The organism is Arthrobacter ginsengisoli (assembly GCF_031456935.1).
In the GTDB taxonomy this organism is placed as follows: domain Bacteria; phylum Actinomycetota; class Actinomycetes; order Actinomycetales; family Micrococcaceae; genus Arthrobacter; species Arthrobacter ginsengisoli.
The window spans coordinates 74,181-97,631 of the sequence record NZ_JAVDVQ010000001.1 but is presented as its reverse complement, the minus strand read 5'-3'; the positions used below and the strand labels follow the sequence as shown (position 1 = coordinate 97,631).

The 23,451-nt window shown below is 68.0% G+C and carries 20 protein-coding genes; 4 read left to right on the top strand and 16 right to left on the bottom strand.

All coding sequences use genetic code 11. The annotated features are described in order from the left end of the window. Positions 1–15 precede the first annotated feature (15 nt). Complete coding sequence (locus J2X01_RS00485) at positions 16–2,115, bottom strand: S9 family peptidase (protein ID WP_310049472.1); 2,100 nt, start codon at positions 2,113–2,115, stop codon at positions 16–18. A 113-nt stretch (positions 2,116–2,228) separates the two neighbouring features. Between J2X01_RS00485 and J2X01_RS00480 the strand changes: the two genes are divergently transcribed. The 4 genes from J2X01_RS00480 to J2X01_RS00465 all read left to right on the top strand — a co-directional run bounded on the left by J2X01_RS00480 (position 2,229) and on the right by J2X01_RS00465 (position 5,493). Continuing rightward, positions 2,229–3,104, top strand: a complete 876-nt coding sequence (locus tag J2X01_RS00480) for a methyltransferase domain-containing protein (protein WP_310049470.1) — start codon at positions 2,229–2,231, stop codon at positions 3,102–3,104. A gap of 145 nt (positions 3,105–3,249) precedes the next feature. Then, positions 3,250–3,711 carry an NfeD family protein gene (locus J2X01_RS00475; protein WP_310049467.1) on the top strand — a complete coding sequence of 154 codons (462 nt, stop codon included), beginning with the start codon at positions 3,250–3,252 and terminating at the stop codon, positions 3,709–3,711. Positions 3,712–3,805: 94 nt separating this feature from the next. Then, positions 3,806–4,819 (top strand): SPFH domain-containing protein, encoded by a 1,014-nt coding sequence (locus J2X01_RS00470; RefSeq protein ID WP_310049463.1) that lies wholly within the window; start codon positions 3,806–3,808, stop codon positions 4,817–4,819. Positions 4,820–5,145: 326 nt separating this feature from the next. Further along, positions 5,146–5,493 carry an RNA polymerase-binding protein RbpA gene (locus J2X01_RS00465; RefSeq protein ID WP_226761285.1) on the top strand — a complete coding sequence of 116 codons (348 nt, stop codon included), beginning with the start codon at positions 5,146–5,148 and terminating at the stop codon, positions 5,491–5,493. 110 nt (positions 5,494–5,603) lie between these two features. Here J2X01_RS00465 and J2X01_RS00460 read toward each other — a convergent pair whose 3' ends face one another. The 15 genes from J2X01_RS00460 to arc all read right to left on the bottom strand — a co-directional run bounded on the left by J2X01_RS00460 (position 5,604) and on the right by arc (position 23,421). After that, positions 5,604–6,377, bottom strand: coding sequence for a polyprenol monophosphomannose synthase (locus tag J2X01_RS00460; protein ID WP_310049457.1), 774 nt, complete (start codon positions 6,375–6,377; stop codon positions 5,604–5,606). 445 nt (positions 6,378–6,822) lie between these two features. Next, entirely contained in the window at positions 6,823–8,481 is a 1,659-nt protein-coding gene (locus J2X01_RS00455; protein ID WP_310049454.1) for an amidohydrolase, read from the bottom strand. Positions 8,482–8,570: 89 nt separating this feature from the next. Beyond that, on the bottom strand, positions 8,571–11,471 hold the full coding sequence (locus tag J2X01_RS00450; RefSeq protein ID WP_310049452.1) for a DEAD/DEAH box helicase: 2,901 nt from the start codon (positions 11,469–11,471) through the stop codon (positions 8,571–8,573). A gap of 24 nt (positions 11,472–11,495) precedes the next feature. Beyond that, positions 11,496–12,290, bottom strand: a complete 795-nt coding sequence (gene tatC, locus J2X01_RS00445; RefSeq protein WP_310049449.1) for a twin-arginine translocase subunit TatC — start codon at positions 12,288–12,290, stop codon at positions 11,496–11,498. A 48-nt stretch (positions 12,291–12,338) separates the two neighbouring features. Next, positions 12,339–12,608, bottom strand: a complete 270-nt coding sequence (gene tatA / locus J2X01_RS00440) for a Sec-independent protein translocase subunit TatA (RefSeq protein WP_310049447.1) — start codon at positions 12,606–12,608, stop codon at positions 12,339–12,341. Between the two features lie 36 nt (positions 12,609–12,644). Then, a complete protein-coding gene (locus J2X01_RS00435) occupies positions 12,645–13,010 on the bottom strand; it encodes an Asp23/Gls24 family envelope stress response protein (RefSeq protein ID WP_310049444.1) in 366 nt (121 codons plus the stop codon). A 26-nt stretch (positions 13,011–13,036) separates the two neighbouring features. Next, complete coding sequence (locus tag J2X01_RS00430; protein ID WP_310049443.1) at positions 13,037–15,046, bottom strand: helix-turn-helix transcriptional regulator; 2,010 nt, start codon at positions 15,044–15,046, stop codon at positions 13,037–13,039. 135 nt (positions 15,047–15,181) lie between these two features. Further along, positions 15,182–15,577, bottom strand: coding sequence for an FKBP-type peptidyl-prolyl cis-trans isomerase (locus J2X01_RS00425; protein WP_310049439.1), 396 nt, complete (start codon positions 15,575–15,577; stop codon positions 15,182–15,184). A gap of 39 nt (positions 15,578–15,616) precedes the next feature. After that, the gene (locus J2X01_RS00420; protein ID WP_310049437.1) at positions 15,617–16,549 is read right to left on the bottom strand and encodes an FKBP-type peptidyl-prolyl cis-trans isomerase; all 933 of its coding nucleotides are present in this window, start codon (positions 16,547–16,549) and stop codon (positions 15,617–15,619) included. A gap of 110 nt (positions 16,550–16,659) precedes the next feature. Beyond that, positions 16,660–18,024, bottom strand: coding sequence for a Pup--protein ligase (gene pafA, locus J2X01_RS00415; RefSeq protein WP_310049434.1), 1,365 nt, complete (start codon positions 18,022–18,024; stop codon positions 16,660–16,662). A gap of 1 nt (position 18,025) precedes the next feature. Further along, positions 18,026–18,733, bottom strand: coding sequence for a proteasome subunit alpha (prcA, locus tag J2X01_RS00410; RefSeq protein ID WP_310049432.1), 708 nt, complete (start codon positions 18,731–18,733; stop codon positions 18,026–18,028). A gap of 1 nt (position 18,734) precedes the next feature. Next, entirely contained in the window at positions 18,735–19,574 is an 840-nt protein-coding gene (gene prcB / locus J2X01_RS00405) for a proteasome subunit beta (RefSeq protein ID WP_310049430.1), read from the bottom strand. Between the two features lie 89 nt (positions 19,575–19,663). Then, on the bottom strand, positions 19,664–19,867 hold the full coding sequence (locus J2X01_RS00400) for a ubiquitin-like protein Pup (RefSeq protein WP_310049428.1): 204 nt from the start codon (positions 19,865–19,867) through the stop codon (positions 19,664–19,666). Positions 19,868–19,954: 87 nt separating this feature from the next. Beyond that, positions 19,955–21,565 carry a depupylase/deamidase Dop gene (dop, locus tag J2X01_RS00395; protein ID WP_310050171.1) on the bottom strand — a complete coding sequence of 537 codons (1,611 nt, stop codon included), beginning with the start codon at positions 21,563–21,565 and terminating at the stop codon, positions 19,955–19,957. A gap of 59 nt (positions 21,566–21,624) precedes the next feature. After that, complete coding sequence (arc, locus tag J2X01_RS00390) at positions 21,625–23,421, bottom strand: proteasome ATPase (protein WP_310049426.1); 1,797 nt, start codon at positions 23,419–23,421, stop codon at positions 21,625–21,627. Positions 23,422–23,451: the final 30 nt, after the last annotated feature.

Genomic DNA, 23,451 nt, shown 5'->3' with positions numbered 1-23,451 from the left:
CTGCCAGGTGGCTCCTCAGTGGCGTGCCTGCCCGGTGCCGGCCGAAACCGCCGGAACGGCCGGGTTCGCCGCGGTTGGAAGGTAGCGGGCCCACCACTGCAGGATCTGGTCGAAACGCTGCCTGCGGTGGTGCGGTGTGCCGGAGCGGGAGAGTTCATGGTTCTCCCCCGGGAAAACCAGGAACGCGGCCTCGACGCCGAGCTGTTTGAGCGCTGTGAAATACCGCTGGCCCTGCTCCACCGGGCAGCGGAGATCCTCCTCACTGTGGATGACCAGCGCGGGTGTGCGCACCTGGTCCACCCGGGCCATCGGGCTCTGTGCCGCCACCTGTTCGGCAGACCGGCCGGTGTATTCCCCGCCGAAGAACCAGCCGATGTCGGAGGAACCAGTGAAACTCACGGGATCGAGGAATCCGCGTTCCACGATGGCGGCTGTGAAGCGGTGGTCGTGGCTGATGGTCCAGGCGGTCAGGTAGCCGCCGTAGGAACCTCCCATGATGCCGAGCTGACCGGCGTCGAGCTCCTCGAACTTGGCCAGCGCGCCGTCCAGAAAGGCAAGCACGTCCTGCATGTCCAGGCTGCCCATCTTCTCCTTGATGGCCCGTCCGTGCGCTTGGCCGTAACCGGCGGACCCGCGGGGGTTGCACATCAGGACCGCGTACCCTGCCGCGGCGTAGACCTGGGCCTCATCGAAAAGCGCTCCGGTGAACTGGGCAAACGGGCCGCCGTGGATGGTCAGCAGCACCGGGTGCGGTCCCTGGCCCGCCGGCTGCACGAGCCAGCCGTGGACGGGGTAGCCGTCGGCGGAAGGGACCGTGAGTTCCAGGGGTTCGATAATGCCGGCGTCGGCGCGCAGTGGCGCGGAGAAATCAGTCAGGACCCGGGGCCGGCCGCCGTCCAGGACCGCAACGTCCCCGGCGGTCGCCGCGTCGGTGAAACTGACCACGAGCGATCCGCCGCCGGCGGCGGCACCGGTGACCAAACACCCGCCGTGGAGCAGCCGGTTGCTGCCGGTCGCCTGGAACTCGAGCAGCTCGACGATGCCCCGGGTGTTGTTCAGCAGCAGGGCCGAGTCGGGGCCGCCCAGGTCGATCCGGCCGCTGCAGCCGAGGTCCATCGCCTCCGGGTCGCTCAGCCTGGTGGCGTCGCCGCCGGCCGCGGGCATCACGTACAGGGCGGTGTTGCGTGCCACGAAGTCCAGTCCCGAGCTGCCGAGATCCTGGGCGAGGAAAAACAGCCACTGTCCGTCCCGTGACTGACGGACGGCGTGGACGGTCTGCGGGCCGGTGTTGGCAGGCGCCACGGGTTCCGGCTCCGCTCCCCCGGCGCCGTCCCCAACCGTGATGCGGTAGATGCCGGTGGCAAGGTCCGCGTCGCGGCCCTCGTGCAGGGCGGCGGTGAAGTATATGGAGCTCCCGTCGGCGCCGAAGCCGGCGCCGTTGTGGTCGGCGGCGGCGGTGGTCAGTTGCTGCGCGGCCGGGAGCAGGCCCGCCGCCGAATCGGCATCGCCGGGGGTGGACGATCCCCCGGGCGAAGCCGTGGTGCGGGCTTTCAGTACCCGGCCCGTGGGGACCACCTTCGGCTCCGCGCCAAGTTCCGGAAGCTCGATGAGGAACAGCTGTACCGGTTTGTCCGCGGTATACCCGACGCCGTTCATCCGGTACTGGTAGTCGGTGATCAGCCGCGCGTCCTCGGATCCGGCGGGGACCCCCTCGGTGCTGCCGTAGCGGCCGTCCGCGGGAGTGCGGGCACCGTAGACAATGCGCCGCGAGTCGGGCGACCATGCGAACGCCGACACTCCCAACGGGGCGTCGGTGACCGGCTGCGGCTCCCCGCCACCGGCCTCCACGATGTGCAGCTGGGGTTTTCCGCCGGCGGCGGCGCGGAGGAACGCCAGCACTTGTCCGTCCGGGGAGAAATCCGGTGCCGTGTCGCGGAAACCGCGGGTCAGGCGGCGCGGGGCGTGTTCCGGCTCCAGGGGCACCGACCAGAGCTGGCCGACGTAGGCATCCGCGTCGAAGTCGGGCCGGAGCACGGACACCACGGCACGCCTGCCGTCCGGATGCACGGCGGGGGCGGACACGGAATTGATCAGCGGCAGATGTTCTGGTTTCACCTGTGCGAGCCTAGCCGCAGTTTTCCGGGCTGTGAAATAGCTCACGCAGGTGAGCCCCGGCGGGGGGCGGCCCGGCCACGCCAGGCCGGGCCGGGCACCCTAGGATGGACACTATGCCCCCCGCCTCCGCCGCTTCCCTGCTGTGTCCGGTCTGCCGGAGCCGCCTCGGATTCAGCGACGGCACCGCCCGCACCCTGGTTTGTCCGTCCGGCCACAGCTTCGACGCGGCGAAACAGGGCTATTTCAACTTCCTGGTGGGCAAAGGCACCGCATTTGAAGCGGATTCCGCCGAGATGGTCGCGGCACGCTTCGACTTCCTCTCCGCCGGGCACTACCATAAACTCGCCGATGCCGTGGCGGAACTGGCCGCCCCCTCGCTCGCCGGCGGTACCGCACGAAACCCGGGGACGGTGCTGGACGCCGGAACCGGGACCGGTCACTACCTCCGTGCCCTGCTGGACCGGACGGCGCTGGACCGGATTCCCGCAGCGGCCGTCGGCCTGGACATTTCGAAGTACGCGCTCCGCCGCGCCGCCAGGTTGAACCCCGAGGCCGTGAACCTCGTCTGCGACGTGTGGCAGCCGCTGCCGCTCACTGATGACGCGGTCGACGTCGTCACGGTGGTCTTCGCGCCGCGCAACGCGACCGAGTTCGCCCGGGTGCTCCGGCCCGGCGGCCGGCTCGTCGTGGTGACCCCCCGGCAGGGCCATCTCGAGGAAGTTGCGGGCCGGGCCGGGATGCTCGGGATCCACCCGGCGAAGGAGGAACGGCTCGCGGCCTCGCTCGCGGGATACTTTTCGGCGCTCTCCGCGGACAACCTGGACGTACCGCTCCTGCTGGCCCCGGACGACGTCGCGAGGCTGGCCTTCATGGGCCCGGCCGGACACCATCTGGACCGCGGAGCACTGGCCTCCCGCGCCGCCGCGCTCGCGCCGCTTACCTCCGTGTCGGCAAGGTTCCGGATCAGTGTTTTCGAGCCGCGCCGGTAGCCCCGTGCCGGCGTCCAGGTAACGAGTTGGCCACGTTCACCGGCGGCCTTCCGGGGCCCTCCGCAGGCCCTTGCCCTTCGGCTTAGGATGGAATCACAGTTACTGAGGGTCTGCGCCTGCAGCCCCCGGGGCGAAGGGGGAAACGATGATTGAATGGCTACCTGAAAACTTGTGGGCCCTGTGGCTCACCCTCTTCCTCATGTTTGCCGTCGTGGAGATGCTCACCCTGGACCTGTTCTTCATCATGCTCGGCGGCGGAGCCCTTGCCGGCCTGGTGGCGGCCTTCGCCGGTGCCGATTTTGGACTTCAGATTGTGGCCTTCTGCGTGGTTTCCCTCCTGATGATCGGCTTCGTACGCCCGGTCGCGCTCAAGCACCTCCACAAAGGCCCGGCGGACCGCCGGAGCAACGTCGAACGGCTGATCGGCGAATCCGCCCTGGTGATGGAGTCCGTCAGCGAAAACGGCGGCCTGGTCAAAATCGGCGGCGACGTCTGGAGCGCCCGTTCCGAGACCGGAGTCCTGGCACCCGGCCAGCACGCGATCGTCAGCGCGATCGACGGCGCCACCGCCGTCGTTGCCCCGGAGCCGGAAACCGCCATCCAGTAGCGCGCGAATTTTCCGGCGGCCGCCACCGGCACCGGCAGGCGGCGGGACACCGCCGCACACGACAGCAAGACCAAATCTGGGGAATAGGTGATGTATGGATATCGCAGTCGCAATCGTGCTGCTGGTTCTCGTTGTGTTCGTAATAATCGTGCTGGTCCGGGCGGTGCGGATTGTCCCGCAGGCCCGCGCCGGCGTCGTTGAACGCCTGGGCAAGTACCAGCGAACGCTGAATCCCGGTCTCACGATTCTGATCCCGTTTGTGGACCGGCTGCTGCCGCTGCTCGACCTGCGTGAACAGGTGGTCTCCTTCCCGCCGCAGCCGGTGATCACCGAGGACAACCTCGTGGTCTCGATCGACACTGTCGTCTACTTCCAGGTGACTGATGCCCGGGCGGCGACCTACGAGATCGCCAACTACATCCAGGCGGTCGAACAGCTCACCACCACGACGCTCCGAAACGTCGTTGGCGGCCTGAACCTCGAGGAGGCACTCACCTCCCGTGACCAGATCAACGGGCAGCTCCGGGGTGTCCTGGACGAGGCGACGGGCCGCTGGGGCATCCGGGTCTCCCGGGTCGAGCTCAAGGCGATCGATCCGCCCCACTCCATCCAAGACTCGATGGAGAAGCAGATGCGCGCCGAGCGTGACCGCCGCGCCGCCATCCTGACCGCCGAAGGCACCAAACAATCCGCCATCCTCACCGCGGAAGGCCAGCGGCAGTCGTCGATCCTGAAAGCCGAGGGTGACGCGAAGGCGGCGATCCTCCGGGCCGACGGTGAGGCGCAGGCCATCCAGAAGGTCTTCGACGCCATCCACAAGGGCAACCCGGACCAGAAGCTCCTCGCCTACCAGTACCTGCAGACGCTGCCCAAGATCGCCGAAGGCTCGGCGAACAAGCTGTGGATCATCCCCAGCGAAGTCGGCGAGGCCCTCAAAGGCATTGGCAACGCGCTGGGCGGCAGCAGGGACGGCCAGTTCAATGACGGGCTCTTCGGCCCCGGATCCGACGCCGCGGCGGAACCCGCCGCCACCCGCCCGGCTGTCCCTGGCACCGCTCCAGCCGCAGGGCCTGACGCCGCAGGCTTCCCGGGCCAGCCGGAGGCCTGATCGCTTGAAGGAACGGGGAGGCAGCCGCGCGGCTGCTTCCCCGTCCTGCTGCCCGGAACCGGGTTCACCGTGCCCGAGCCTGGACCGGACCACGGGCCGCACCCGCCGAGGCTTTGCCGGGGAAGGCCTACTCCCGTATACTTGAGTATTTGTCCGGCTGGTTCAGTCCGGCGGAACAATTAAGCCTCGCGAAGCGTTAAATCCAGTGACGATTTTTCCGGTACAGGTCCAGTGAAACAGCGCACAGCAAACAACAGTCCGGCGCGGCCTCACGGCCCCCGGATCACGCAGGTCATGACCCTGCGAACCGAATAGAGGGAGAAAAGATGAGCGATCGCAGCCTGCGGGGTATGCGCCTCGGCGCACAGAGCATGGAGACCGAATCCGGCGTCGAACCGGCTCCGCGCCAGCGGGTTGAGTACCGTTGCGCGGACGGCGAGCAGGTATTCGTGACCTTCTCCTCCGAAGCGGAAATCCCCCCGGTATGGGTGTCGAAGACCGGCAAGGAAGCCTTGCTCGTCGATGGCGAACGCCCCGTGAACCTCAACGAGAAGGCAGTCCGCACGCACTGGGACATGCTCCTGGAACGTCGCTCACTGCCTGAGCTCGAGCAGATCCTCGCAGACCGCCTGACGATTCTGCGCGAACGCCGCGGCGAACGCCGGTCAGCCTAGACCGTCCGCGCACCCGCCGCCGAAAGGGCCGGTCCCGCATCATCCGTACAGGTGATGCGGGACCGGCCCTTTTGCTTATCCCGGCTGCGGCCAGGCCGCGCACGGTGGCCCTATTTGCCGGCTGCCCTACCCGTTGCCCTACCGGCGGGCTTGCCGCTGAGCTTCCCGGCGAGCGTGTTCCAGCGCGCGGTCAGGCCCCACTTGGTGACATTGATCATGGCTTCGACCACGATGTTGCCGCTCATTTTCGAGTCGCCCAGCTCGCGCTCGACAAAAGTGATGGGGCGTTCCACGATCGTCAGCCCGAGCTTGGCCACGCGCCAGGCCAGGTCCACCTGGAAGCCGTAGCCGACAGAGTCGACTGTGTCCAGGTTCAGCTTCTCCAGGGTGCTCCGGCGGAACGCCCGGAAGCCTCCGGTCACATCCTTGATCTTCACGCCCAGCATGATCCGCGCGTAGGTGCTGCCCACCCGGGAGATCGCCTGCCGGTACAACGGCCAGTTGACGACACTCCCGCCGGGCACCCAGCGGGAGCCCATGGCGAGGTCGGCACCTTGCTCCACGGCTTCGAGGAGCTGGGGAAGCTGCTCGGGCTGGTGCGAGCCGTCGGCGTCCATCTCAACGAGGACGTCGTAGCCGGCGTCGAGCCCCCATTTGAAGCCGGCGATGTACGCTGCTCCGAGCCCGGCCTTGCCTGCGCGGTGCATCACGTGGATCTGGCTGTCCTCCGCGGCGAACCGGTCCGCCAGCTGCCCGGTGCCGTCGGGGCTGTTGTCGTCGACAACCAGGACGTCGGTGCCTGGCACGGCCGTGCGCAGCCGCGCGAGCGTCTTGGGCAACGATTCCAGCTCGTTGTAGGTCGGGATGATCGTGAGGACACGCACAGCGAGGCCTTTCCTTGAAGGGGGCGGTCAAGCGCCGGGCGGTCTGTGGTGAGCTGACACCAGGCGCAACTTTCCATTATAGGGAGTCGCCGGTCTGTCCAGGGCGCTATTCCGGTTCCCGGGCAGGTCCACCCGCCTCGGGCCAGTTGCGGCAGCCCGCGGAGTACGCCGCCGGAACCGTTTTCTGCTGCGAAGTGGACCCGCCCCCTGGGAGTACCCATGGCCACGACCAGATAAAGCTGCCGCGGATGGCGGCAACCTCGAGCTGACCGGGGGACGTCCGGAGGCTGCCGTCTGCACATCCCTCCGTTGACCCTCAATGCTACGGGCCGGTCATGATCTGTCAACCGCTCGGTGACCTGCTGTTTCATTCATCATCGCAGGTCAACACCATCTTCCGGCGCAGGAAGATTACGCGCCGGGGCGGCGGTGCCAGGGCCGGCGGTCAGCCCCGGAGCGAGCCGCTGGAGTACAGTTCCCGGCCGTCCCGGACGGTCTGCAGACAGCCGGGCTCGGAGCCGGTGTCCAGCGCCGGCAGCAGCGGCGTCCGGGCACGGGGGTCGGTGCTCCAGGACTGGACCCGGCCGTCGGCCACCTGGACCATCAGTTCCTCGACGTCCCACACCGCGAAGCTCGCCGGTGCACCGGGGACCAGCTGGCCCGCCATGGGGTTCCGGTACCGGGCGGCCCGCCAGCCCGCGCGGGTGTGTCCGAGGAAGGCCGCCCGGGCGGAGATTTGTTCCGCCGGATTGTTGTGCTGCAGGCAGGCCCGGACGCTGGCCCAGGGACGCAGCGGCGTAACCGGGCTGTCACTGCCGAAGCAGATCGGAACACCGGCGGCGTAGAAGGAAGCAAAGGGGTTCATGCCGCCGCGCCGGGAGCCAAGCCGCTGCTGGTAGAGGCTGCCCTCCCCGCCCCAGGCAGCGTCAAAGCCGGGCTGGGCACTGACCGACACGGAGTATTTGGCCAGCCGGCGGATGGCATCGGCGTCGGCGAGCTCCACGTGTTCGAAGCGGTGTCCGGCGGCACGGATTTTCTGCTCGCCGACTTCCGCCGCCGCCAGGTCGAGGGCGTCCAGCGCTGCATCCAGGCCGGCGTCGCCGATCACATGGAAGCCGGCCTGGATGCCGAGCTGCGAGCACGCCGCCAGGTGGGCCGCCGCCTCCTCAACCGTGAGGTACAGGCTGCCGCGTTCGCCAGGGGCGTCGCTGTAGTCCGCCCGCAGGGCCGCGGTGCGTGAACCGATCGAGCCGTCAACGTTCAGGTCCCCCGCCAGGCCGAGAACGGACACGCCCAGCCCGTCCAGGATGGACTGGGCCTGGTCCGCCGAGCGGGCCAGCTGTCCCCAGTAGGGCAGGACCTCCGGAACCGCGTCCGGCCCGGCGTTCCAGCCCGCGGCGAGCTGCAGGTCCGCGGTGCCGCCGATTTGCGGCGCCGCCATCTCCGCGACGGCCACGTAGCCGTTGGCTGCCGCCTCCCGCAGGGCCTGCTGCTGGTAGCCGCGGATCGCCGCGGCGGGCAGCCGGCGCGCCGCGTGCCGGGCGGCCGTGTGCGCGGCGCGCTTGACCTGGCTGCCCGCACCGGAGCCGTCGATTCCGTCGAGGCCGGCGGAGAGCGCCAGCGAGGAGGACACAAGGGCAGAGTGCACGTCGACGCGGGAGAGGTAGACCTTCCGCCCGCCGGCGGCCCGTTCCAGTTCTTCCCGGGACGGCAGGGTGCGGTCCGCCCACCGGGTCTCGTCCCAGCCGTGGCCCAGCACGGTGCCGCCCGCGCCGGAAGCAGAGACGCAGAAGCCGGCGACGGCGTCGAGCAGTTCGCGGGCGGAGCGGACGGCGCCCAGCTGCAGGGAGTCCAGGGCGATTCCGGTTTCGGTGAGGTGGATGTGCGAATCGACGAAGCCGGGAGCCACGAGCGCTCCCTGCACATCGATGACTTCCATCGAGGAGTCCGCAATCGAGGTGGCCGCCTGCTCGGAACCGACCCACGCGACCGTGTCACCGGCGACCAGCATCGCCGTCGCGAAGGGGTCGGCGGCGGTGTAGACGGAACCGTTCCGGTACAGCGTCACCTTGTTCGGCGCGGGCGTGGCTGGTGACTCGGTCATGGGTCGGGGACTCCTTGTAGCTGGTGTCCGGCGCGGGCCGGGCAGTTCGACGGCGGTGGCAGGTTCCGGCGGGACGCCGGCCGCGGCGGTCAGGCCACGGAGGAATACGCGACGACGCCGCGCTTGATGAGTTTGATTGCTTCGCTGCACAGCCGCGCGGTGCGCGGGTCCAGGGACGGGATTTTTGCCAGCTGGTCCAGCAGGTCGATAACCTGTTTCACCCAGCGGACGAAGTCGCCGGCGGCCAGGTCCGTGCCGCTGAGGACGTCCTGCAGGTGCCGGCCCTTGGCCCACTTGAAAATCGGCCAGACCAGGCCGAGCTCGGGTTCACCGGTCAGCGGGAGCTTGTTCGCTTCCTCGGTGTCCTCCAGGGCGGACCATTCATGCACCACGGTGTCCACGGCGGATTCGAGTGACACACTCGGCATCTTGGGCCGGAGTCCGCGGTCCTCACGTTTGGCCTGGTAGACCAGGACGCTGGCGAGGGCGGCGATCTCGGCGGCGTCAAGGTCGCTGAAGGCGCCGAGGCGCAGGGACTGGGAAATCAGCAGGTCCTTTTCGCCGTAGATCCGGCGCAGCCGCTGCCCGTCGGGGCTGATGGTGAGCACCCCGGCGTCGGAGGTTTCCAGGTAGCCGTAGCTGGACAGGACGCCGCACACCCGGTCGAAGGTCTTGGCGATGGTGTTGGTGCGGCCCTGGATCTGCCGCACCAGGCCGTCTGTCTCCTGGCGGAGCTTCCAGTAGCGCTCGGACCAGCGGGCGTGGTCCTCGCGTTCGCTGCAGCCGTGGCACGGGTGGGCACGGAGTTCCCGGCGCAGCTCCGCGATCTTCTTCTCCTGGTTCGGCAGGGCGGCGGCCCGGCCGAAGTCGTCGTTCCGGCTCGGCGGCGCGGGGGGACGGTTCTCCCGGAGCGCGTTGCGGACCGAGGACGCCAGGTCCCGCCGCGATTTGGGCACCTTCGCGTTGAAGGATTTCGGGATCCGGACCCTGGTGATCGGGGCGAGCGGTCCTTCCACGTCCTGGGTGCCGATCCGGCGCAGCTGGTTGTCCAGGGTCATTACCGCGGGCCGCGGTTCGCGGGACTGGTGGTCGGAGCTGAGGACGACGGCGAGACCGGGTGACCGGCCGGTGGGCACATCCACCACGTCCCCGGGGAGCAAGCGGCTCAGTGAATCCTCGGTCACGGATTTCCTGGCCCGGGAGCTGGTCTGGGAGGCGTTCCTTTCCGCGTCGGAGAGCGCCCGGCGGATCCGGGAGTATTCGGTGAAGTCGCCGAGGTGGCAGCTCATCGCCTTGCTGAACCCTGCGAGGGATTCCTCGCGGCCGCGCACCTGCTTGGCGAGCCCGACGACCGAACGGTCGGCCTGGAACTGGGCGAAGGAGGACTCGAGGATCTCCCGGGCCCGGGCCCGGCCGAACTGGGCGAGCAGGTTGATGGACATGTTGTACGTGGGTCGGAAGCTGGAATTCAGCGGGTACGTGCGGCGCGAAGCGAGGCCGGCGACGGACGCCGGATCCGTGCCGGGCTGCCACAGGACCACGGCGTGGCCCTCGACGTCGATACCGCGGCGGCCGGCGCGGCCGGTCAGCTGGGTGTACTCCCCCGCGGTGATGTTGACGTGCGCCTCACCGTTGAATTTGTCGAGTTTCTCCAGCACGACGGAACGTGCCGGCATGTTGACGCCGAGCGCGAGCGTTTCGGTCGCGAACACGGCCTTGACCAGACCGTCGACGAAGAGCTTCTCCACGACCTCCTTGAACGTGGGCAACATGCCGGCGTGGTGGGCGGCCAGTCCGCGGAGCAGCCCGTCGCGCCAGCTCCAGAAGCCCAGGACGTCCAGGTCGTCGGCCGGGATGTCCTGCGCCGCCTCATCGACGCGCCGCGCGATGATGAGCTGTTCCTGCTCGGTGGTCAGCCACAGCCCGGCGGCGACGCACTGCGCGACGGCGGCGTCGCAGCCTGCCCGGGAGAAAATGAAGGTGATGGCCGGCAGCAGGTCCTGCCGGTCCAGGCTGGCGATGACCTGCGGACGGCTGGCCTTCCGGACCGGGCTGCGCGGGCCGCCCTCCGGGGCGTCGTCGCGCTGGCGCTGGTTGCGCTGGTTGCGCTGGTTCCGGCCCGCGTGGCCGAAGCGGCCGCGGAAGTTCATCTGGCTCTCGGCGCGCGCCATCGAGAGCAGTTCGGGGTTCACTTCGAAGCCCGGGCGGGCACTCAGGTCCGCGGTTTCGGCGGTCACGGCGACCGCAGCCACGGCGGTCTCGCCGGCCGGGGCGATCTCATCGAAACTGGTGTCGCCGGCAAAGAGGTCCACGATCTTCCGGCCCACCATCACGTGCTGCCAGAGCGGGACCGGCCGGTGCTCGGAAACGATCACGTCGGTCTGGCCGCGCACAGTATCCAGCCAGGCGCCGAATTCCTCGGCGTTGGACACGGTCGCGCTGAGCGAGGCCACCTGGACTTCGCTCGGCAGGTGGATAATGACTTCCTCCCAGACGGCGCCGCGGAACCGGTCCGCCAGGTAATGGACCTCGTCCATCACGACGTAGCCGAGATCGGCCAGGGTGCTGGAGTCCGCGTAAAGCATGTTGCGGAGCACCTCGGTGGTCATCACGACGACGGGCGCGTCGCCGTTGATGCTGGTGTCGCCGGTGAGCAGCCCGACCCGGTCGGCACCGTACTTGTCCGCCAGTTCCGAGTACTTCTGGTTGCTCAGGGCTTTGATCGGGGTGGTGTAGAAGGCCTTGAGCCCGCGCTGGAGCGCCAGGTAGATGGCGAACTCGCCCACGATCGTCTTGCCGGCGCCGGTCGGCGCGGCCACCAGGACACCCCGGCCCGCCTGCAGGGACAGGCACGCCTCACGCTGGAAATCATCAAGTTCGAAGGCGAGCGAACGGATGAAACCACCCAGATAGGTCTTGGCTTCTGCGGCCCGCTCGGCACTGGCTCGGTAGCGTTCGGACGGCGATACCGGCCCGGGTAGTGAGGACATGCTTCCAGCCTAGTGCGCCACAGGCTAGAGATTCTCCAGCTCGGAGCTGGGAGTCGCCTGGCCTGCGGTTGCCTCGGTCTCGGCGGCCCGCTTGACCGCGCGCCGTTCGCGCCGGCGGTCGTTGAGCAAACAGATTCCGATGGCGGCAAAGAAGAGGAGCAGCATGGGGCCGGCGAGGTAGAACATGCTCATCGCGTCCGCGCCGGGCGCGGCCATGGCGGCGAAGAGGCAGACCAGGAAGACGGTGATGCGCCAGCTCTTCACGAGCTGTTTGCCCTTGATGACTCCCGCCAGGTTCAGCCCGACCAGGACCACGGGCAGCAGGAAGGCGATCCCGAAGGCCAGCAGCAGCCGCAGCACGAACGAGAGGTAGACCTGGGCGCTGATGAAGTTGGAGCCGCCGCTGGGGGTGAAATCGGTCAGCACGCGGACCGCGTTCGGAAGCACCAGCCACGCCAGCAGGACGCCGCCCACAAACAGCGGAACGGCGGCCGCGACGAAGGACAGTGCGAGCCGGCGTTCCTTCTTGTGCAGGCCGGGGACGATGAAGGCCCACAGCTGGTACAGCCACACCGGGCTGGCGACGATCAGGCCCAGGAAAACCGAGACCTGAATCATCAGGTCAAAGGAGCTTGCCACGCCATCAAAGTTCAGCGTCGCCTGCCGGCCCTCATGTTCATTGAGGTCGCTGATGGGTTTGATCAGCGCCGCGAGCATGGGCTGGTAGACGAGGAATCCGACGACGGTGCCCAGGACGACGGCGATCGCGGACTTGAAGAGGCGGTTCCGCAGTTCTTTCAGGTGGTCGAGGAGCGCCATCCTCCCCTCGGGGTTTGACCGGCGGCCCATCGTTACTGCCACGCGGTGTTAGGCGCGGTTCGGCGGCGGAACGTCGGTTCCGTCTCCGGCGCGGGCTTCCGTGCCGTTGGACTTCGGGTGGTTCACGACCCGGCCCTCGACCGGCTCGGAGCCGTCCGCTGCGTCCGTGGAGCCGTCCTTCTTCATCTCACGGACTTCGGACTTGAAGATGCGCATCGACTGGCCGAGGCTCCGGGCCATGCCGGGCAGCTTCGGTGCAGCGAAAAGCACCAGCGCCAGAACGATGATGATGATGAGATGCCAGCCTTCAAGCCTCATGACAGGGAGGTCCTTTCGTTTGAATACATCTTATGTCTAACTGAATTCGATGTCGTGCAGCCGCTGGGGCTGGCCGCGGTCCAGCCTGCGCTGGACGCGCCGCTGGCGGCGGACTTCCTTGCGGGCCGCCTTGGCGGCGCGGTAGTCATGCCCCATCGCCACGGGTGAGGCAAATACGGCGGATCCGGGTTCCGGCGACGCTCCGCTGCCGTACCCTGTCCCGTCGGTGTCTGCGGACGCGGGGGCCACGGACGGGAAGGCGGAGAACCGCTCCCCCGCTTCCCCGAGGTCCTTGAACGTGGCCGTGAACTTCCGGAACAACCGGATGCCGAGCACAACAAAGAACAACAGCGACAGCGCGACGAGCGCTATCCAGATCACGATCCAGGACCACCAAGGCATGCTGAGTAGTCTAGCCGCCGCACTGGCTAGTCCCCATATTGGGCCAGGGCGGCGGCTAGCCATTCGCGGGAAGCGTCGGCGAGCTCGGGTGGCTGCAGGATCCGGGCCGTCCCGCCGTGCTGTGCCACGAACATCGGCAGCCAGTCGGTGCTGCCGAATCGGATTTCGGCCAACAGGCCGCCTCCGGGCAGTTCCGCCGTCCGCTCCGCGTAGTACTCATCGGCAAGTCCGGTGCCGCGGCGGGTCAGTTCAACGAGGACCACGGTGTCGTCGTCGTTGGGGGTGAAAAGTTTGACCGGGAAACTGCCGCCCGGGGCAGCTGTCTCCGAGACCGGCCGGCCGGTGGTTTCCAGGGTTTCGATCCGGTCCAGCCGGAAGTTGCGCAGGCCCTGCGCAGAATGGCAGTAGGCCTCGAGGTACCACGTGTTGTCCAGCGAATAGAGCCGCAGCGGATCAATGTCACGTTCGGAGACGGTGTCCCGGAGGGGCGAGAAATAGCGCAGCCGCAGCTGGGTGCCGGTCCGGATGGCTTCGCGCGCGGTCTCGAGGGCGGCGGAGTTGCCGGGCGCCACTTCGGGGCCGGACAGCGCGGCCGCCTTAAGCCCCTCCGCCCCTGCCGCCGCCATGAGCTTGAGCGTCACGGATTCCAGCGCGCTGCCTTCGGCCAGTTCGGGCAGGCCGTTGAGTGTTTCCAGACCGGTCAGCAGGGCGCAGGCCTCTTCAACGGTGAAGCGGACGGGGCGTTTCAGGTCGAGGTCCTCGCTGATGGTGACGTGGTCGTCGTCCCACTGGATGTCCAGCAGCTCGTCCGGATAGCCCTCGGGCAGGCCGGAGCAGATCAGGATCCGCAGGTCCGCTTCCAGTTCCTGGCGGGTGATCCCGAAATTCGCCGCCACATCGCTGATGTGGAGGCCCTGGTTGTGAACCAGGAACGGCACAAGCTGAAGCATTCGGGTCAGCTGGTCCTCGGAGGTGCGTTTGCGGCCGCGCCGGGGTGCCGGGGCGGAGAGTGCCGGGAAGGAGATCGGCGGGAGGGGCGACACGGCGAACTCAGCCGCGGCGGCCAGGCGGCGCCGCACGGACGCTGCAAGCTCCGCCGGGGACACCACGAGGACCCGGGGCCCATACGAGGCGAGTTCCTCGGCGAGGGTCTCGGCGTCCCGGTACGGCACGCTGAGCCGGTCCCGGCCGGGGGCAGGTGCGGCAGCATCCGACCCGGCTGCGGCCGGCACGACGGCGTCCGGGAACGCCCGCTGGCGGAGGCCGTGCAGCCTGCCGGCCTGGACGTCGAGGACGGCGGTCCGGACCGGGAGTTCCGCCAGCCCGGCCAGTTCGGCGCGGACGTTGAAGTCGGCCGGCGGGGTGAAGCGTTCCTGTTCCAGCACGGTCACGGCGGACGTGAGGCGGGAGAGGCGGAAGAAGCGCTTTTCCCCGCGGGTCCTGTCCCGGGCTACGAGGTACCACTGGCCAAAGCGGCTGCCGAGGCCCCAGGGTTCCACGAACCGCTCTTCCTCCTTGCCCGTGCTGCCGGCGAGATACCGGAAGCTGACGGGATGCTGGGCGTGCATGGCGGCGACGAGGTCCTCGAACGCCTGCCCGGCGGGGCGGATCCGTGGCTGGACCCCGGCGGGGAGTTCGGCGTCGACCAGGCCGCCGGAGGCCTGCAGCTTGCGGACCGCGTTGACGGCCGCGGAGCCGAGGGCGGCCTGTTCCCAGAGTTGGGCGGCGAGGATGAGCACGGTGCACTCCGCCGCGGTGAGGCTAACGTCCGGCAGCCGGTTGGAATCCTTGCCGATCCGGTAGCGGGTGGTCGCCGGATCGTCCGAACCCCAGCCTTTGTCGGTGACGGTTTCGACGTCGAAGCCGAAGTGCCGCAGCTCGCCCTTGTCGCGTTCGAATTTCCGGCCGAAGGCGACGTCGCTGCTGGTGGTGTCGTGGTAGACCTTCTCGCGCAGTTCACTGCGGCGCAGCCCGTAGGTGGTGTTGAGCAGGGCGATAAGCAGGTTCAGGAGGCGTTCTGTACGTGAGGCGGACACCCCGCAAGGGTACTAAAGTCCTTGCCCGAAACTGCCAAAAGCGCGGCAACAGCCGGAAGAACTTTTCCGATTGTTACCGCGCTTTTGCAGTCAGGACGCCGCCCGGTGGGGCGGCCGCCGGTGTCCGCCGGGTGCTTAGCGGACGCCGACGAGGTCGACGACGAAAATCAGGGCCTCGTTGGGGCCGATCGCCCCGCCGGCGCCGCGGGAGCCGTAGGCCAGTTCGGCGGGGATCTCCAGCCGGCGGCGGCCGCCGACCTTCATGCCCAGCAGGCCCTGGTCCCAGCCCTGGATGACCTGGCCGACGCCGACGCGGAAGTCGAGCGGTGCGCCGCGGCCCCAGGAGGCGTCAAATTCTTCGCCGGTGGACCAGGCCACACCCACGTAGTGGGTGGAGACGGTGTCGCCGGCCTTGGCCTCGGCGCCGTCGCCCTCGATCAGGTCGGTGATGACGAGTTCGGTGGGAACGTCGCCCTGGGGGAAGTCAATTTCCGGCTTCTGACGGTCAATGTTGCGCTGTCCAAATGACATGGTTGCTCCTTCTGGTGTGGCTTGGGGTTGGTGCGGTGGTTACTTGGTGCCGAGGATGTCGACGACGAAGACGAGGTCGCCCTTGGCGTCGCCCTGGCCTTCGTCACCGTAGGCAAGGTCCTTGGGGATGACGAGGAGGACACGCGAGCCGACCGTCTTGCCGGCCAGGCCCTGGGTCCAGCCCTTGATCACACCGGTAAGCGGGAAGGTCGCCTTCTCGCCGCGGTCGAAGCTGGAGTCGAAGACCTTGCCTTCGGCCAGGGTCACGCCGACGTAGTTCACGGTGAGCGTGTCGGTTTCCTTGACCTCGGGGCCGGTGCCCTTGATGAGGTCCTGGGACACCAGGGCGGTCGGGGCGGCCACGCCTGCGACGGTGATCTCCGGGATGCCCTTGTCATTTTCCTTGACGGTCGGCAGGCCCGCAGACGGCGTGACGGACTCGCCCTCGGGCTTGTCCAGGACCTTGGGTGCGTCCTTGGCGGAGAGCACCTTGACGACGAGAAGCTGGGTGGGCTGCGCTTCCGTGCCTTCAGCGGCTGCGGCGCCGGGAACGGCCAGCGCCACGTGGGAGCCGACCTTCGCGCCCACGAATGCGTTGTAGATGACCGGGCTGCCGGTCTTGAGCTCCTCGTTCAGTTCGAGCTCCTCCGGGTCCTTCGGGAAAGTGTCCTCGAGGGTGGAGCCGTCCTGGCCGCTGAGGGCAATGATCGAGATCGACGCGATCTGGTTCGCCTTGACCCGGTCGCCGCTGCCTTCCGTGAGCAGCTTGACGGTGGGTTCCTTGACCTCGAGGGGCTTGGTGAATTCAACACCGGGTGCTTTCTTGTCGCCATTCTCCGTCAGCTTGAGGGAGTCCAGCTTGGCGGTGTCGCCGGCGGACTGGCTGGTGGGCTCCGGTGCTGCTGGTTCGCCGCCGCCGCAGGCAGTCAGCAGCAGCAGTCCGGGAAGAAGAATTGCTAGTAGTCGGCGCACTTAAGAACTTTCGTCGGGGCAGGATGGACGCCTCGCCGGGCAGGTGCCAGCGGCAAAGCAAGCGGTGGCCGCGAACGGCACCCCACCAGAATAACGCGGAAAGCTGGGTATCAGCCCATAGAGTTCAGCAGGGCATCCACCCGCTCATCCACGCTGCGGAACGGGTCCTTGCACAACAGGGTCTGGTGGGCGCGGTCGTTGAGCTTCAGATGCACCCAGTCCACGGTGTAGTCGCGGCCCAGTTCCTGTGCCCGCCGGACGAAGTCGCCGCGGAGCTTGGCCCGGGTAGTCTGCGGCGGGGCGTCCACCGCGTCCTTGATGGCGGTGTCATCGACCACGCGGCGCACCGCGCCGCGGGACTGGAGCAGGTAGTAGAGCCCGCGGGTGCGCGATATGTCGTGGTACGTCAGGTCCAGCTGGGCGATCCGGGGCGCGTCGAGGCCGAGGTTGTGCCGTGCGCGGTAGTTGTCCATCAGCTTCTTCTTGATCGCCCAGTCCACTTCGGTGTCGATCTTGCTGGTGTCGCCGCTTTCGATCGCATCGAGGGTGCGTTCCCACAGGTCCAGGATCAGCGGGACGTGGGCATTGTGGGCGCCCTGCTCCGCGACGAACGCCGTGACCTTGCCCAGGTATTCGCGCTGGATTTCCAGGGCCGTGAGCTGGCGGCCGTTGGCGAGCCGGACGAGCGCGCGGCCGCTGAGGTCATGGGAGATTTCCCGGATGCTGCGGATCGGGTTCTCCATCCGCATGTCCCGCATGATCACCCCGGCTTCGATCATCCGCAGGATCAGGTCAACGGTGCCGACCTTGAGCAGCGCCGTGGTCTCGGACATGTTGGAGTCGCCCACGATAACGTGCAGCCGGCGGTAGAACTCGGCGTCGGCGTGCGGCTCATCACGGGTGTTGATGATCGGTCGGGACCGGGTGGTCGCGGAGGAGACGCCCTCCCAGATGTGGTCTGCGCGCTGCGAGAAGGCAAACGTCGCGCCGTGCGGGGTCTTCAGGATCTTGCCGGCGCCTGCGATGAGCTGCCGGGTCACGAGGAACGGAATCAGGATCTCGGCCAGCCGGGAGAATTCCCCGCGCCGCGGGATGAGGTAGTTTTCGTGGCTGCCGTAGGAGTTCCCGGCGGAGTCCGTGTTGTTCTTGAACAGGTAGACCGTGCCGTTGAAGCCCTCCGCCGCGAGCCGTTCCTGCGCCTCGTCGACGAGGTCGTCCAGAATCAGTTCCCCGGCCCGGTCATGCGCGATCAGCTGGACGAGGTCGTCGCATTCGGCGGTGGCATACTCCGGGTGTGATCCGACGTCGAGATACAGCCTGGACCCGTTGGTCAGGAACACGTTGGAGGATCTCCCCCAGCTGACCACCTTGCGGAACAGGTAGCGGGCCACCTCTTCCGGGGCCAGCGGGCGGGACTCCGGGCTTGAGTAGGAAATCCCGAACTCGGTCTCAATGCCGAAAATGCGCTTGTCCATCTCAGTTCTCCTCAGCCAGCAGTGCGGTGATGTCTGCGTCGTCGAGCCGGCGGAAGGCGCGGCGGGTGCCGCGGCTGCTCTCCGAGCCGCGGTCCAGCACTGCCACTTCGATGGCCGACGCCGGCAGCGTGGTGGTTTCCTTATCGGCCACGAGGCCGGCCAGGGCGAGCCTGATGGCGCCGGCGAAGTCGAGTTCGCCCTGCCAGCCCGCCGCGACGGCCTCAGATACCTTGTCGGCCTGGCCGCCCATCACGATGAAGCCGTTCTCGTCCGCGATCGACCCGTCGAAGGTCAGCCGGTAAAGGTGGTCCTCATCCGGGGAGGAACCCACCTCGGCCACGGCCAGTTCGACCTCGAAGGGTTTCTGCTCCGCGGTAAAAACCGCCCCCAGGCTTTGCGCGTAAACACTCGCGAGGCCCCTGGCGGTGACGTCCTCCCGGTCATAGGAGTAGCCGCGCACGTCGGCGTAGCGCACCCCGGCCTGCCGGAGGCTTTCGAATTCGTTGTATTTCCCTACGGCCGCAAACGCGATCTTGTCGTAGATCTCGCCGATTTTGTGCAGCGACGGAGAGGGGTTCTCGGCGACCAGGGCGATCCCGTCCCGGCAGCTGACAACCACCACGGAGCGCCCGCGCGCAATGCCCTTCCGCGCGAAATCCGCGCGGTCCTTCATCAGTTGTTCAGGCGATACGTAGAACTGCTGGGTCATCTCAGGCCTCCCGCTGGGCCACGGCCCTGGATTCAATGATGGTGCCCGCGATGGCCGCGAGCTCGCGCTCCGGAACCCGGACGGCCCCGCTTCGGTTGACGATGTAAACCACCGGCCACAGCTGCCGGACCGGGTCCGGGCCGCCGGTCGCCGAGTCGTCGTCAGCGGCGTCATATAGCGCCTCGACGGCGACTGCGACGGCGTCCTGTTCCGGGAGGTTGGGCCGCCAGAGTTTCTTGAGCGCGCCGCGGGCGAACATCGATCCCGAACCGACGCTGTGGTGCTCCTGCTCCTCGTACCGGCCGCCGGTGACGTCGTAGGAGAAGAGCCGGCCCACGCCCGCGGGACGGTCGAAGCCGGCGAACAGCGGCACGACGGCGAGGCCCTGCATCGCCATCGGCAGGTTGCTGCGGATCATCGCGCCGAGCCGGTTGGCCTTGCCGTCGAGACTCAGCAGTGTTCCCTCGATCTTCTCGTAGTGTTCGAGTTCGACCTGGAAGAGCCGGGTGATGTCGAGGGCTATTCCCGCCGTTCCGGCGATGCCGAGCACGGAATACTGGTCCGCCGGGAACACTTTCTCGATGTGCCGGCTGGCGATGATGTTACCCATGGTGGCGCGCCGGTCGCCCGCCATCAGCACGCCGCCGGCATAGGTCAGCGCGACGATCGTTGTCCCGTGCGGCGCCTGCAGGGGGGTGGCCGCGCTGCCCGCCGGCAGTTGCTGGCCCTGGCCGGAAGGCAATTGGCCGAAGGGCAGTAAGTCGGGGCGCTGGCGCTGCAGATGTTCCGTGAAGGAGGACGTGGCGTTGGCGGTTACCTGGTTGGCGGTGGTTTCCTGCACTGGTGCACTCCCTCAACGTAGTGAATCAACGACTTGCGGACCTCATCCCTGTCCCGGCGCAGCCCTTCGGCGGCCGTAGTCCGGCGGTGCTACTGTCCGCCCTTTTGGACGAATGCCCGGACGAACTCCTCGGCGTTGGACTCCAGCACACCGTCGATCTCATCGAGCAGGTCGTCGACGCCCTGGGTGGCGGCTGACGCCTGTCCCTCAGCGGGAGCCGGCGGGGCGGCGGGGACGTCCTCTTCGACTTCCGTGTCCCGCGACTTGGGCTGCTGCTGCTCCTGGCCTGCCATTGTTTTCTCCTTCTGTCCGTCCCTTTTCGCAAGGGACATCCTGTAAGCCATATTGCCACGCCAGGGGCTCCGGCGGGGCTCTTTTCCTCAGGAACCGGGTGGGAGTCCCAGCAGCTCAGCGAGGAACGGCCCGGCTTCCCGGTGCCGCGCGAACAGGCCGCCGGTCAGGGCCTCGGTGCCACGCAGCGGCTCCCGCGTGGGGACGCGCTGCAGCCTGCCGCGGCCGGGAACATCGAAGATCACGGAGTCCCAGCTGGCACCGACAACGTCGGCCCCGAAACGGCTGACGCACCGGCCCCGGAAGAAGGCCCGGGTGTCCGACGGCGGTTCGGTGACGGCGCGCTGGATTGCGCCGTCGTCGACGATCCGCTGCATGCGGTCCCGTGCCAGCAGCCGGTAGTAGAGCCCCTTTTCGGGGCGGATATCGGCCCACTGCAGGTCCACGAGGCCCAGCCGTGCGTGTCCCCAGTCCAGCCCGTCGCGGTCCCGGTAGCCGTTCAGCAGGGAGAGTTTCGCGAGCCATTCCACCGAGGTCGCCGCCGCCGCCCGGTTGCTGCCCAGTTCGGTCAGCGTCGCCGACCAGCGTTCCAGCACCTCGTGGGTGTGGCCGTCCCCGTCCACGGCGTCAGCCACGCCGGTGTCCTGGGCGTGCTTCGCAGCCGCTTCGTAGTAGATCCACTGCAGGTCCAGGGCGGTGATCCGCCGCCCGTCGAGCAGCCGCACGGTGGCCGAGAGTGAGGTGTCATGGCTGACAGCCTGCAGCGCGGCGACCGGCTCATGGATTTCCAGCTTGGGGGCCAGGCCGGCCTCGATCAGGCTCAACACCATCGCAGTGGTGCCGAACTTGAGGAAGTTGGACGCCTGACTGAGGTTGGCGTCGCCGATGATGACGTGCAGCCGCCGGTACTTGTCCGCCGTCGCATGCGGTTCATCGCGGGTGTTGATGATAGGCCGGCGGATGGTGGTCTCCAGCCCGACTTCGGTCTCGAAGAAGTCCGCCCGCTGGCTGATCTGGTAGCCGGGGCGGGAGCCGTCCTGCTTCATGCCGACCCGGCCGGCCCCGCAGATGATCTGGCGGGTGACGAAAAACGGCGTCAGGCCGCGGACGATGTCCCCGAACGGCACCGAGCGGGGCATCAGGTAATTCTCGTGGGACCCGTAGGAGACGGACTTGTTGTCGGTGTTGTTCTTGTACAGATTGACCGGCGGCAGCTCAGGGTCGGCCGCCAGCCGCCGCACCGCCGCCAGCGCCACCAGGTCCCCGGCTGCATCCCAGGCGACGGCGGCGCGCGGGTTGGTCACTTCCGGGCTGGAATACTCGGGGTGGGCATGGTCGACGTACAACCGTGCACCGTTGCCGAGGACCATGTTCATCAGCAGGGTGCCGGATTCGTCCTCGCCGTCGGCCTCCAGCTCCTGCCGCCCGTAGGCCAGGGCGACAGCCTCGGCGTCGAGAATGGGCGGCTGGTCGGTCAGCTGGTCCGGTTCAGCCTGGCCGCGCTCCAGGGTCCAGCCGCGGGCGTCGTGCAGCGGTTCCTCGTCGGTGTAGTCCCAGCGGGTCTCGGCGCCGCCGGCGGCGCGCTGCCGGGTGACCTGCGCGTACGCCTGGATCACGCGGGCGGACATCATCGTGGCGTTGGCCCCGGGCGCGGAGGGCGCGTGGATGCCGTATTCGGTCTCCGAGCCCATCACCCGCATGGCTCCGCCCGCCGGCAGGCCGCCGGAGACACCGGCCGGCCTGCCGGGCACGGCCGACGTCACAGGTACTGGCCCGTGCTCGGCATCGTCTCGATGGACTTCCCGGGTTCCTGCCCCGCTTTGCCCTGAACGATGGTGCGGATGTAGGTGATGCGTTCGCCCTTCTTGCCTGAGATCCGTGCCCAGTCGTCCGGATTGGTGGTGTTGGGCATGTCCTCGTGCTCGCGGAACTCGTCAACGACGGCCCGCAGCAGATGGTCGATCCGGATCCCCTTCTGGCCCACAGTGAGCAGGTCCTTGATGGCGTACTTCTTGGCCCGGTCCACGACGTTCTGGACGACGGCGCCGGAGTTGAAGTCCTTGAAGTAGAGCATTTCGGTGTCACCGTTGGCGTAGGTGACCTCGAGGTATTCGTTGGACTTGTCGGTGGAGTACATGGCCTCCACGGTGCGCTGGATCATCGCGTCCACGGTGGCCTGGACGTCGCCCTGGTGCTCGGCGAGGTCGGATTCGTGGAAGGGAAGGTCTGCGGTGATGTACTTGTTGAAGATGTCCGCCGCGGCCTCCGCATCGGGGCGGTGGATCTTGACCTTGACGTCCAGCCGGCCCGGCCGCAGGATCGCGGGGTCGATCATGTCCTCGCGGTTGGACGCGCCGATCACGATCACATTGTCGAGCCGCTCCACGCCGTCAATCTCGCTGAGCAGCTGGGGGACGATCGTCGTTTCCACGTCGGAGGAGATGCCGGTGCCGCGGGTCCGGAACAGCGAATCCATTTCGTCGAAGAACACCACCACGGGGCTGCCCTCGGAAGCCTTCTCCCGGGCGCGGGCGAAGATCAGCCGGATGTGCCGTTCGGTCTCGCCGACGTACTTGTCCAGCAGCTCGGGGCCCTTGATGTTCAGGAAGTAGCTCTTCATGTCCGTTTTGCCGGTGCGCTCGGCTGCCCGGGCGGCGAGGGAATTGGCGACGGCCTTGGCAATCAGTGTCTTGCCGCAGCCCGGCGGGCCGTAGAGCAGGATGCCCTTGGGCGCCTTGAGGCCGTGTTCGCGGTACAGGTCCGGGTGCAGGAACGGCAGTTCCACGGCGTCGCGGATCTGTTCGATCTGCGGTCCCAGGCCGCCGATGTCCTGGTAGGTGATGTCCGGGACTTCCTCGAGGACGAGGTTCTCGACCTCGGAGCGGGGGATCTTTTCGAGCGCGTACCCGGTGCGGGAATCGATCGACAGGGCGTCGCCGACCCGGAGCTTCTGCGCGAGCAGGGCGCCGGAGAGCCGGATGACGCGTTCCTCGTCCGCCCGGCCGACCACCAGGGCACGGTCCGCGCCCAGCAATTCCTTCAGCGTGACAAGTTCCCCGGCCCGTTCGTAGCCCAGCCCGGCGACCACCATCAGCGCCTCGTTCAGGAGGACCTCCTGGCCGACGGCGAGCTGGTTCATGTTGACCAGCGGGCTGATCCCCACGCGCATCTTGCGTCCGGCGTTGAAGATGTCCACCGATTCCTCGGTGGCGGCCTGCCCGCCGTTGCCGGCCGCGGGATGGCGTCGCGGGTTCAGTTGCAGCACGGTGCCGAAGCTGTACGGCGGCTGGCCCTCCTGGTCGAGGGCGTTCTTGAGCCGGAGGATTTCCGCTTTCGCGGTCTCCAGCATGCCCACGAGTTTGGAGTTGTTCTGCGTCGCGGCAGCGAGCTGGCGGTCAATATGCCGGAGCTTGTCCCGGAGGATATTGACCTGCCGCTCGGCCACGGACAGGTCACCGGCGGCGTAGCGGTCGCCGTCGGCGGCCTGCGCCCGTCCCGCGGCGGCACCCGCGTCCTCTGCCGGTGTCAGGTCCGGATCAGTGTTCGGAGTCACCATCGTGCATCAGCCCCTTCCTGCGCTTCTATT